This is a genomic window from Alicyclobacillus fodiniaquatilis, assembly GCF_042678105.1.
Lineage (GTDB): Bacteria > Bacillota > Bacilli > Alicyclobacillales > Alicyclobacillaceae > Alicyclobacillus > Alicyclobacillus fodiniaquatilis.
In genome coordinates this window covers 207,260-219,110 of the sequence record NZ_JBHUCX010000028.1, presented here as the reverse complement: position 1 = coordinate 219,110, position 11,851 = coordinate 207,260, and the positions used below count along the sequence as shown (strand labels likewise).

The following is an 11,851-nucleotide window of genomic DNA, read 5'->3' as shown; positions in this document are numbered from 1 at the left end:
TTTTTTGATTGAGTAAGTTAATCAGTGAGACGGTCAAGATTGACCAAGCTTTTGCGCCCGCAGACATCAGCGCCACCAAGACCAGCGCCTATTTCTCGATGGCCAACTACCGCCGTGTTCTGGCGGTGTCCAATGTGGCATCGATAGCCGAAGGTAAGACGACAACCATCCAATTGATGCAGGCCACAGACGATCAGGGCACCGGCGCCAAGGTTTTGGGTGATGCGGTCACAGTCAATGGCGCGGGTGCGGCGGTGTCTGCGACTGTGGAAGCCTTTGCGTCCGACCTGGACGATGGCTTTACGTGCGTCGCCGTGCAGATCGTATCTACGGCAGACAGCCCGATTTACGGAGCTGCGTTGCTATTGCGCGGTGACGGTCGATACGGAACGGCATCCGAATAAGCCAGCGAGGCGGTGAAACTATGGATACCTATACAGTTATTGCCGATTTTCGGGACAAGGAAACTGGAAAACTGGTCTGCAAAGGCTCAACCATCGAGGCAGACGACGAGCGTGCCAAGGCGTTGCAAAAGGCGGGTGTTATCGGTGCCGATCCTGTATCTGATGACGATACTGGCGATTTGGAGATTAAGCACCTTGGCGGCGGAGTTTATCTGTTACCCAACGGCGAAAAAGTCAAGGGTAAAGAGGCCGCCATAGCCGCGCTTGCCAACATAGAGGCGGGTGATGGTGATGGCGCTAAAACAGGTGACGGCACCGGCCAATGAACCGCTGGGGCTTGATGATGTCAAAACTTATCTGAGAGTGGACGGAGACGACGAGGACACATTTATCACGTCGCTCATTACGGCCGCGCGGACGTACTGCGAAACTTTCCAAAATCGTGCCTATCTCACTCAAACGTTTGACCTAACGCTTGACCATTTTCCGCGCTTTCCGCTATCGCTACCACGGCCACCACTACAATCCGTTGAGTCATTTACCTACATCGACAAAGATGCCGTATCCACCTTGTGGGACGTGTCCAATTACATCGTGGATATGGACTCGGAGCCTGGGCGCATAGGGCTTGCATACGGCATCTTTCCGCCGCGAGTGACATTGCAGCCCATGAGTGGTGTAAAAATCCGGTTTACGGCTGGCTATGGCGATGTTGATGCGGTGCCAGCGGTGGTCAAACAGGCGATGACGATGCTGATTGGGCACTGGTATGAGCATCGGGAGGCGGTTTTGACCGGCACGGCGAGCAAAGAAATCGAGTTTGCCGTTACCGCGCTCTTATCACCAGACCGGGTGATCCCGCTATGATGACACGAATCGGCGATTTACGGCGCAGGGTGACGTTGCAGAGCCAACAACAAACGCGCGATGAGGATGGCATGGTGAACATTGCTTGGGTTGATGTTGCGACCGTGTGGGCATCCATAGTCAGTGTCAGCGGAAAAGAGTATTTTTCAGCGGCTGCGGTTAATGCGGAGACGGATAAAAAAGTCACAATCCGCTATCGATCAGATGTTGACTCGTCATGGCGTGTCATGGTGGATGGACAAGTCAACGAGGTGATTGATCCCCTTGATGAGGACGGGACACGACGGTTTTTAACACTCATGTGTAAGGCGGTGATGACAGGATGAGCGCAAGTTTTGATGTAACGGGCTTTGAGGACTTTGTTGCGCGCCTGCAGCAGATGGGTCGCAAGGGCAACACAGCGCTAAACCAAGCATTGCGCGCTGGCGCCGAACCGATTGCAGACGCGATGCGGGAAAATGTCAATGTCAGTAGCCGGAATGAAGTCCACGTGAGAGACGACATCACGATTGGGCGCGTGCAAACGAATCAGGATGGCATCAAATCCATTTCCATCGGACCATCGGCAAAAACAGCATGGCGCGCGAAGTTTTTGGAATTTGGCACCTCGAAGATGACGGCAAAACCGTTTATCCAGCCAGCTATCGATGATGAACGCGGCGAAGCGTTTGAAAAGATGGCCGATGTGATGCGGGGGGCGTTGGATTGATCAATCTATCGTCAACAGTATCAAGCATCTTGTGCAATGATGCGACGCTCACTGGCTTGCTTGGCGGTGAGCGTGTTTATCTGATTCGGGCACCGAATGCGGATGAATATCCACGCATCACCTTTTTCGAGTTGAACAATTACGGATCCAACTTTGCGGATGATACAGAGTTGGAGAGTGAGATCAAATATCAGATTGATGTGTGGCACAAAGGAAACCCGAATCCGATTGCCCTTGAAGTGGACAGGGTAATGCAGGAGAACGGGTTCATTCGCACGTATTCGACTGACATATACGAAGACGATACGAACGTGTTTCACAAGGCTTTACGATACCGCACGCAAACGGAGGGATAGAAATGGCAGTCGTAGGTTTAAGGGGATTTGTCTATGCCGTACTCAAGACGGATGACGACACCGGCATCACATATGACACGATTACACCGATCATCAATATTGCATCCGCAAAGATCCAACCAAAAACGAGTGCGGATGTGCTTTATGCCGACGATGGACCGGCAGAAACGGCATCAACGGTAGGCGAGATTGATGTAAGCATTGAGCTTTCTGATGTTCCTCCTACTGACCAGGCAGCATTGCTCGGTCATACGGTAGACGAGAACGGTATTCTGGTGCGTTCAACAAAAGATGTGCCGCCATATGTAGCAATTGGTTTCATATCGCAAAAAAGTTCGGGGAAAGACCTTTATGTGTGGTTGCTGAAAGGCCGGGCACAAGTGCCTGAAGGGGATTATGCCTCGAAAGCCGACAAGACGACTTTTGGTACCTCGACCATTGACTTTACCTTTGTGCGCCGGGATGCTGATAAAGCATATCAGGCCATTGGTGACGAGGATAGCGCAGCATTTACAGGTGGGGCAACATTTTTTAACAAGGTATACGGCGATACGACAGCCGCAAGTTAATCACTAATAGCAGGAGGGCCAAAAAGGCTCTCCTATTTACATATTGGAGGGATATGAATGCCAGCATCAGATGTCAAGTTAAAGCCCATACCTGTGGAATTGGACAAAAAGCGCAATCTCAAGTTTGATATGAACGCTTACGCCGAACTTGAAGAGAAATTTGGTACCGTGCAGGCGGCATTGGACTTGCTTAATAAGCAACAGTTTAAGGCTACACGTTTTTTGCTGTGGGCCGGATTGCAACATGAGGATGAGAACTTAACGGAACATCAGGTCGGCGCCATGGTCAGTCCTGCGGATTTGGCGCACATTTCGGAGCCACTGATGCAAGCAATAATGGATTCACTGCCAAAGGAAGATGACTCAAAAAACAAGTAAGCCAGTCTACACCAGAAGATGGGGCGTGGGACTGGCCGCAATTGTATTATGCCGGAACTGTGGTTCTGAAAATGGACGAGGAAACATTTTGGAAGTCGACTCCAAGGAAGATGGACGAACTTTTGAAGGTGCATAGCAAGATACTTTCGCCAACAAAGAAGGAAAAAGAATCTTTGGTGCCGATTGATCAGATTCTGTTTTAACTACGTCTCGTATAGACCGGATCGATATTTCCTCCATTGTTGCAGTCAATGGTCAGGCTGGATATTTTGGTTACTTCAGCGGTGATATTGCCAAATAAAATATCGCCTAATTGTTTTGCGGCGGCTCTTCCTTCTTTATCTGGATAAATTGATGTATACACATCTACAGAGTCGCCGTGAAATTCAATTTTTTTTATGAGTCCATACCATGATGTCGATTTAAAGTTATCATCCAGAAGCTTTTGTGTTTTTTGTTCATTTTCTTTGTCGGAGTTAGTTTGTGCCACAACTACATTTGTGCTTGAATTTGTAGTTGCCACAGTTGGCGAATCACTGTGATGGGTAGAAATAAAGATAATCACGATTACCAAGGCCACGAGCATACCTATGATTCCATTTTTATTTTTTATATTATCTCCCCCTATCTCTTTTTAGTATATGCAAAATAATTCCGTTTTTACATAGATGAGTCGCCTATTCAGACGGCTTTTTTGTTTTGAAGGGAAGTGATCGATATGGCCGATGAAGAGGTTGGAAAACTAGTCGCCACGCTTACAATGGACAGCCTTGGTTTTCAGGATGGCATTGATGGAATCAATCGGCAACTGAAGATTATACAGAGCGAATTGAAACTAAGCACGGCTCAATTTGGTGCCTTTGGTTCAGCGACCGATAAATTAGGCGCACAGGCGGCTTCATTAAGCAAACAGATTGATCTTCAGGCGGCCAAAGTCGATTCTCTGCAAAAATCATTGGCGAAAAGTGCGGAACAAAGTGGCGAAGGGTCTAAACAAACCGACCTTTTAACGAGGAAGGTCAATCTGGCACAAGCTGCCTTGTTCACCATGCAGCAGCGATTGGATTCAACAAATAGCGCTTTGAAGGAACAGAGTGTCGGTGTTGATGACTTAAACAACACGCTGGCTGGACTACAAAGGCAGTTAGGTGTTGCTCAAAGTGCATACAAACTGTCTATTGCAGAATTTGGGGATATGGCCAATGCGGGCCAAATATTAGAGACGAAGATTAAGTCCCTGACTGATCAGATTTCCACACAACGGCAGATCGTTGACGAATTACAGCAAACCTATCAAAAGTCCGCTGAAACGCTCGGTGAAAATGCTGATACAACACAAAATCTCGCTGTTAAAGTGAATGACGCAAAAACTGCATTGCTCAACATGGAAACAGAACTCCAAAGGGCGAATAAGGATTTATCATCCTTTAACAGCGGTATGAAGGAATCAAGCAATCAAGCGCACGAATCAAATGGGATATTTAGCACACTTGGAGAGACAATCAAATCGGCATTAGTTTTTAGTGCAGTCTATGAAGGTCTCAATTTAGTGAAGCAAGGGCTTGAAAATGTAATCAGTGCGGGCATTCAATTCGATTCGCAAATGCAAAATCAAGAAATAGCCTTTACGAATTTGTTGGGATCTGCGAGTAAGGCTAAAGAAATGCTGAATCAATTGGCCGATTTTGCCCAAAGCACACCGTTTGATCTTACTGGCGTTGAGCAATCAGCAACGCAAATGCTAGCGATGGGTTTTGATGCGCAACAAATCTTACCGGACATGAAAGCCATAGGGGATGCTGCGGCTGCCCTCGGTCTGCAAACTGATGGAATACAACGGCTCTCTCTTGCTCTCGGTCAATTACGCACCCACGGCACCGCAGATGCTCAAGACTTGGACCAACTCACGGAAGCGGGTATCCCGGCTTGGGACATGCTTGCTCAATCAATCGGAAAGTCCATCCCTGAATTGCGCGATATGGTTCAAAAGGGTCTAATCCCCGGTAAACAGGCATCAGATGCTTTGATTGCTGACATGGAAGCAAAATATCCTGATATGTTGCAGAAAATGAACAGTAGTTTTACATCGGAGATGGGTAACCTCGGGGACTCATTTAAGCGCACATTTGGCGACATCATGCAGCCAGAATTTAATTGGCTGACAAATACGGCATTGCCCGAAGTAAACAGCAAAATGAATACGTTTCGCCAAACACTTGAACAGGCAGGGACGAGTGCTGCGTTTAAAACCATCCTTCCAGCTTCTGTTGTTGATACAGTGGATGAATTTGCTGATGGGATTAAGTCGATATTCTCTTTTGTCGAACAAGATGGTCCCGAAATAAAAGCAATCCTAGAGGGAATTGCAGCAGGATTCGCAGCCTTTGCCATTGCAACGACTGTTGAGTCAGCCATTGCAGCTTTAAATAAGCTCATCGTGGTGTTTGAAACGCTGGATCTGGTGATGGGTGCAAACCCTCTTGGTGTTATGGCAGTAGCCATCGGGGCATTGGTGACCGCAATTGCACTTTTACGTAAGGCGTGGACATCGGATTGGGGCGGTATTCAAGAAAAAACAGAAGCTGTCGTCAATGTAATCAAAAGCTATTTTGTTCTTTTGGTCAAAGGCATCGAAACTGAATTTGATGGGCTTGAAGCAGGTGTCCTTGCCATCCTTGAAGACATCATGAAGATGGTCCAGCCAGTAATCGGGATTATTGGCAAGATTGCTCCGGGTTTTGAGTCTGGATTTAAAAACGTCGAATCATCGATTGATGATGCTCGAAAGAATTCTGTCGCGCGGCTGACTGATGCGTTAAATCAAAGTATTGGGGCGGCGGAGAATCTTGCAGTCGCCGGTCAGAACGTGGCCGCATCATTTAGTTCGGCGGCGCAGGCGGCAGCGGAGATGCCAAGTGGATTTACGGAAGGTGCAGACGGCGTACCTGTCATGCATGCGCATAATGGTCCCCAAGCGCCTGTTGTGGTTCAAACAGCCGCGAAACAAACTGTAACGGATACTGTATCAGCCACTGATACGGCGCTCCGAAATGCCATTACATCCGGAACAGGATCCTCGGTATCCTCTGCCAAAAAGTCAGCCACGCAGGCAGCAGAGGATATTGTGCAGTCCTATATGGATGGCCTCAATAACAAGCTGGCGCCATTACAACAGACCATTGACCAGCTGCAGGCGCGCATCCAGTTTAGGACGGACCAGGGCAACACATCAGCGGTCAATCAGGCCAATGTCCAGCTTGCTGAAGCCTACAAAAAACAAATGACCGGGTTACAGAGCGCCATGGCCTCGGTCAATGCGGAGATCAAAAAGCTCAACCCCAAAACACAGGCTGACGACATCGCTCAACTCAAGGATCAATATTCGCAGTTGGCGACCACCTGGTGGAATGACCGCGATGCCCTGACGAAGTTAAACACGACCGCGGATCAGGCGGCCACAAAGGTCACCAGCCTAATCAATGCAGCTGACTCAAATCTGACGCCGATGCAGAACGCAGTCAGCACGCTGCAAGCGCAGATCCAGTATCTCCAAGACTCTGGCCAGAGCACGGCGAACGCTACGAAGCAGATATCGGATCAATACAACAAAGAAATCAAATCCATCCAGTCATCGATTAAGAGTCTGACCGCAGAAATGGACAAGCTCAATCCTAAGACGCAGGGCGACTTGATCACGCAGATTAAATCCAAGATCGATGATCTGAACACATCCCTATACAACACCAAGGATGCGCTGGCGCAAATCCAGCAACAATCTTGGCAGGCAGCGGCATCTGCGTTTGAGTCAATATCCAATCAAGATATCAGCTCTATCAATACCGCTTTGCAAAACGAGCTAACCGCCATCCAGACCGCGCACCAACAGGCACTTGACCAGTTTGATGCGGTCACGCAGGCGGCTGACCAGCAGTTCCAAGATCAACTCAATGCCTTGCAACAACAATCGACGAATGACGACCGCGCCAGTCAGCAGGCGGACTGGAACTCGCAGATGACGGATCTACAGCATCAGTTGGCCGTTGCTAATCTCATGGGCGATACATCGACAATCAATCAGGTTACACAGCAGATCGCCTCTCTCAATGAGCAAATCCAGCAGCAGCAGCAAGCTTGGGCAATCCAAGACCAGGAGCAAGCCATCCAGCAACAGCAGTCAGCCTATGACGCGCAAAGAGCGGCCCAACGGACTGCTCTTGACCAGCAATATACTGACTTGGAGAACGAGAAACAGCAGGAAATCACGCTTGAAGAGAGCAAGTTCGCCGCGTTACAGACTGCGCTTGAAAGTGCAGTCCAACAAGGACAACTGACCCAGGCCCAGGCACAGGACGCATGGCTGCAGGCCATCAATGACACCGGAGAGCAGCAACTACAACTGCAAATACAAGCTGATCAAGATAACCAGAAAGAGTTAAATAGTTGGATTCAATCGTATGTGGATATCGGGAAGAAATACGGCACCAACCTTGCATCAGGACTTGTTGCAGGGTTAAACAGCATGCTTGGCGCCGTACAATCGGCGGCGGCGCAGTTGGCCAGTGCGGCATCAATGGCGATTGGGGCCGGTGCAGTGTCCGTCTCTGGTGCGGTCGCCACAATTAAGGTGCCAGCTCTCGCCAAAGGTGGCATTTTTAACGGCGCAGCGCTCGTTGGAGAAGGACGTTACCCTGAAGCGGCAATCCCATTGGATAACGGCACGATGGCCATGCTGGCGTCAGCTATTGTTGCGCAGATGCCTGGCGGGGGAATGGGTAATCAGCCAATTAACATCATCATGGATAGCCAAGTGATTGGCTCATTTGTTTGGAACGCTGCAGCAGGAGAACTTCAGGTCGCACAGCGAAAGGGGGCATAGTGGATGCCTGTCATTGCAAAACCGACATACGACAACGAGATCAAAGCGCAGCCAAGCGGTTCGACCTATCCCTGGGCCGTCTCAACAGGTGCGCTCGACGTTAACTTTGGCGGCACGATTGGCACCGATAACGCGATACAAATCATCAAGGATGGATATCAGTTTGCTTGGAAGCCAGATACCGTCGAGGTCATGGACACAGATGGCAACTTGACGGCTGTCTCTACGGTCAATGCAAACGCCGAGGCGCAGGTGTGGCAAAACCAACTCACGTACGTGGGCACCACTCCGCTGACCAGCGATGAGTTTGTTGTGCAGGGAAATCAGCTCAAGCATACCGTGCGCATGGTCGCGCCGCCTCGTCTGCCCGATGGATACACAGCCACACCGCAGTATTTGGCCATCGGTGGCGATATCGGAACGACGACAGAAGATTGGTCGGATATTGAACTGTGGGCGGATGGAGCTACGCATTTGAGCGATTTCGTCACGTCGGATGACCTGGTATTTAAAAAGAAGAGTGATGGCAGCGAGGTTTACCGGATACCACATATCGTCATGACAGATGCCGCAGGGAACGAAACAGCAGGCCAATATAAGATGGTGTTCCAGTCCAATAACACGGTCACCCTGTACATGCTTGTGGATTGGACAACGTTGCAAAATGCGGTATATCCAGTGCTGATTGACCCAACGGTGATTGTCGCGAGCGGTTACACCATTTCCGCTAATGGCGGACGGCAAATCGTTAGACTCTCTAATGGGTGGATTGTAATCGCTACGATTGACGGGATGCAATCTGTTTTATTTTACGTATCAAAAGACGACGGAAACACATGGAGTAAATTGAATGGTTGGTCATTCCCGACGACGAATGTCAATAATATATGCATTGCTTCAACGGGAACAATGGTCTATGCGTTCGTATACCGGAGTGACTTTAATACCGCTTATGTATATTGGTTTGATGCTTCTACGGTGACGAGTGGGAATTATAATGAAGTGCAAGTGTTCTGGGGATCATCCTCGTCATTCACCGATGGAGACGGTTCAATTGCAATCGATGGGAACGGAAAAGTGTGGGTTGCTGTCTCGCAGAAAGACGGTAATGGCGTTTTTCAGATTATGGTCAACACGGTCACGAATGGTGCTTCAGGTACTCCAACAGCTATCACCTCAGCTGGCGGTGCGTCGACATGCCCGAATATCGTAATATTCCCAAACAACAATGTTGCGGTGTTCTCGCAATATTACGTAGGTACATCTGGTTATACGATAATGGTTAATTTTTGGGACGGGACCAGTTGGAGTCCTTCAGGAGAAGCATTTGGCTATGCAGTACACCAGGGTTCTACAACTTTATATCAATACAGCCCGTGCGGAATCGTCGATGGGAACGGGAATTTACATTGTTTCTGGTATGGCCTTAACCCAATAAACGGCACGAATTATATAGCGATATGGCATAGCGTTTCTTCAAATAACGGCCAAACTTGGTCTCCGATTGAGTATGTGGGAATGTACCAAAGCAGCGGAATCTTTTGGTATCCGTCAGTGGGATATGATCCGAACAAGAATCAGATCTATGTTGCTTTTGGATATGAATTCAGTCAATATGGCTCATTGCTATTTTTTGCTGGCAACACAGGATCATGGACGGCTGTTGATACAAATGATTCTTCTTTAAATTATGCATTAAATAGCGGTAGGTTAGGTATACAAGTATTGTGGTCGCAGTTCAATGCAAATTCGTCCGATGCGATCAGATATATCTACCTCTACGAGGACGGGCAAGGAAATGAATCTCTTGAATACAATTCTATTTCACTCAACGGACCTCCAAACGCGCCTATCCTAAGCACCATCAGCAACTTTGATGCAACGACTGCACAAACGCTCCCATGGACGTTTAGCGATCCCAATCCGGGCGATACGCAGAGTGCGTTTGAGTTGCAGATTGTCGATGTGTCGAGCGGGTCAACTGTTGTTGATACCGGCAAAGTCGCAAGCACGACATCATCCTACGCGCTGGCCGCAAACACGCTGACCAACGGCAAGCAGTATCAATGGCGAGTTTGCACCTGGGACGAGGACGGCGCACAGGGGCCATACAGCCAATACAGTACCTTTACGACGGCGGCGGCTCCGAATGTCTCGATCACATCTCCGACTGCTGGCTCAACGGATGCCGCATCAAGTGAGACGGTGCAGTGGTCATACAGTGACCCAGGGAATAATCCGCAAGCAACATACCAAGTGCAACTGACCGATGACAGCGGCACAGTCCTTTGGGATAGCGGAGTGGTACAAAGCCAATCGGCCAGAGCACTCACGATTAGGTATACGCTTGCCAACAACACGTCCTATCACATCCATGTGACTGTCACAAATAACAAAGGTTTATCAAGCCAGGTCGCTGACGTGGCCTTTTCGACGTCATTCACGGCGCCTGCGCAACCGACAATCAAGGCCGAATCATACCAAGGATACATCGCGGTGATCATCACCAATCCCGCGCCAACTGGCAAGGAGCCAACGGTGGCATCAAATGACATTTACCGGCGCAAGAGCGGCGCAGCATCATGGACGCGGATTGCTACAGGGATGCCAATCAACTCCACCTATCCCGACTATGCCGTGGCCAGTGGCCAAAGCTACGACTACAAAGTGACCGCCACGGGAAACAACGGGACAACCATTGACAGCGAGTCGGCGACCGCAAGTATTACGTTGGCCGGTGTATGGCTCCATGACCCGCTGGACGCCGAGGGCACCGTCCACCGATTCAAGCTCATGGAGCAGGGCCGCACTGCGCAGGTGTCTTATACGTCTACGTCCATGCAATTCGAGGGCCGCACGCTGCCCGTGATGGATGTTGCTGGCCAAGAGACAAACCAGGTTGTTGTCACGATTGACTGTTTGTCTGCGGGGGGTGATTTGGATGTGTTGAGATCGCTTATCGCCAGTCAAAACACATTATGCTATCGGGACGCGCGTGGGCGGAAGATTTACGGCCTTGCGTCGTCGGTGCCCGAGACAGAGACACAATGGGGTACTCAAGTACAGTTGACCGTAAATGCGGTTGATTATGAGGAGGCGGTCTAATGACTGCAGAGGGTAGCGACTTAAAGAGAGATAGGTCGGGAAATCCATTACCTCAAGATTATGTGCCTGATGAGAGCCAGTTTGAGCCGCTTACTGGCGAGGATTTTGGCAGTGGACATGTTGGACAGGATACTGGAATCTGGGGTAAAACCGCATCTGGCATATGGCTGCCAATAAAGATATCAACTGACGGCTATCCACTTGTGGATATTGCGAATATCGAAATAATTTTGCCAACAAGCATTACTACTATTGGCCGAAAGAAAATCGTTGGCTTGTCCGGGAACCCCATGTCAGCCAGCGACACCGCACAATTTCCGAGCGAGTCAGGCGTTGAATGCACGGGCTACAGTTATGTGCGCGGAAGCATAATGACTGACCAAGCTGGCACGCTCACGATACAACATTGTGAAGACGGAGCAAGTTGGGAAGATGGCACCGTGATCACGGTTAACGCGAACGAGATATGCACCTTTAATGAGATGCTTTACGGATCATATGTCGCGTTGGAATATGCAAATGGGGCTACAGCTCAAACGTCCTTTGTCTTTGCCGCGTTTCTCGCGCCGATGTAAGGAGGGTCTATT

General features: G+C 49.4%; 12 protein-coding genes. 11 read left to right on the top strand and 1 reads right to left on the bottom strand.

Annotated elements, in window-relative coordinates:
* Positions 1 to 8 precede the first annotated feature (8 nt).
* Genes ACFSB2_RS11990 through ACFSB2_RS11955 form a run of 8 tightly spaced genes read left to right on the top strand, consistent with a single transcriptional unit; the run spans position 9 to position 3,283 of the window.
* The gene (locus ACFSB2_RS11990) at positions 9 to 404 is read left to right on the top strand and encodes a hypothetical protein (protein ID WP_377943285.1); all 396 of its coding nucleotides are present in this window, start codon (positions 9 to 11) and stop codon (positions 402 to 404) included.
* Positions 405 to 424: 20 nt separating this feature from the next.
* Positions 425 to 730 (top strand): hypothetical protein, encoded by a 306-nt coding sequence (locus ACFSB2_RS11985; RefSeq protein ID WP_377943284.1) that lies wholly within the window; start codon positions 425 to 427, stop codon positions 728 to 730.
* The gene (locus ACFSB2_RS11980; RefSeq protein WP_377943283.1) at positions 696 to 1,271 is read left to right on the top strand and encodes a head-tail connector protein; all 576 of its coding nucleotides are present in this window, start codon (positions 696 to 698) and stop codon (positions 1,269 to 1,271) included. Before ACFSB2_RS11985 ends, ACFSB2_RS11980 begins: the two co-directional genes overlap by 35 nt.
* Positions 1,268 to 1,597, top strand: a complete 330-nt coding sequence (locus tag ACFSB2_RS11975; protein ID WP_377943282.1) for a phage head closure protein — start codon at positions 1,268 to 1,270, stop codon at positions 1,595 to 1,597. The genes ACFSB2_RS11980 and ACFSB2_RS11975 overlap by 4 nt, the downstream gene beginning before the upstream one ends.
* The gene (locus ACFSB2_RS11970) at positions 1,594 to 1,980 is read left to right on the top strand and encodes an HK97-gp10 family putative phage morphogenesis protein (protein ID WP_377943281.1); all 387 of its coding nucleotides are present in this window, start codon (positions 1,594 to 1,596) and stop codon (positions 1,978 to 1,980) included. Before ACFSB2_RS11975 ends, ACFSB2_RS11970 begins: the two co-directional genes overlap by 4 nt.
* A complete protein-coding gene (gene gp17, locus ACFSB2_RS11965) occupies positions 1,977 to 2,336 on the top strand; it encodes a tail completion protein gp17 (RefSeq protein WP_377943280.1) in 360 nt (119 codons plus the stop codon). Before ACFSB2_RS11970 ends, gp17 begins: the two co-directional genes overlap by 4 nt.
* 2 nt (positions 2,337 to 2,338) lie before the next feature.
* The gene (locus ACFSB2_RS11960; RefSeq protein WP_377943279.1) at positions 2,339 to 2,905 is read left to right on the top strand and encodes a major tail protein; all 567 of its coding nucleotides are present in this window, start codon (positions 2,339 to 2,341) and stop codon (positions 2,903 to 2,905) included.
* A 57-nt stretch (positions 2,906 to 2,962) separates the two neighbouring features.
* Complete coding sequence (locus ACFSB2_RS11955) at positions 2,963 to 3,283, top strand: hypothetical protein (RefSeq protein WP_377943278.1); 321 nt, start codon at positions 2,963 to 2,965, stop codon at positions 3,281 to 3,283.
* Positions 3,284 to 3,482: 199 nt separating this feature from the next.
* On the opposite strand, the gene ACFSB2_RS11950 is transcribed toward ACFSB2_RS11955, so the two are convergent.
* The gene (locus ACFSB2_RS11950; RefSeq protein ID WP_377943277.1) at positions 3,483 to 3,869 is read right to left on the bottom strand and encodes a hypothetical protein; all 387 of its coding nucleotides are present in this window, start codon (positions 3,867 to 3,869) and stop codon (positions 3,483 to 3,485) included.
* A 132-nt stretch (positions 3,870 to 4,001) separates the two neighbouring features.
* Between ACFSB2_RS11950 and ACFSB2_RS11945 the strand changes: the two genes are divergently transcribed.
* The 3 genes from ACFSB2_RS11945 to ACFSB2_RS11935 are packed head-to-tail and all read left to right on the top strand — an operon-like array spanning position 4,002 to position 11,839.
* Positions 4,002 to 8,159, top strand: a complete 4,158-nt coding sequence (locus ACFSB2_RS11945; protein WP_377943276.1) for a tape measure protein — start codon at positions 4,002 to 4,004, stop codon at positions 8,157 to 8,159.
* Positions 8,160 to 8,162: 3 nt separating this feature from the next.
* A complete protein-coding gene (locus ACFSB2_RS11940) occupies positions 8,163 to 11,264 on the top strand; it encodes a glycoside hydrolase family 78 protein (protein ID WP_377943275.1) in 3,102 nt (1,033 codons plus the stop codon).
* Positions 11,264 to 11,839 carry a hypothetical protein gene (locus ACFSB2_RS11935; protein ID WP_377943274.1) on the top strand — a complete coding sequence of 192 codons (576 nt, stop codon included), beginning with the start codon at positions 11,264 to 11,266 and terminating at the stop codon, positions 11,837 to 11,839. The genes ACFSB2_RS11940 and ACFSB2_RS11935 overlap by 1 nt, the downstream gene beginning before the upstream one ends.
* The last annotated feature ends 12 nt before the right edge of the window (positions 11,840 to 11,851 follow it).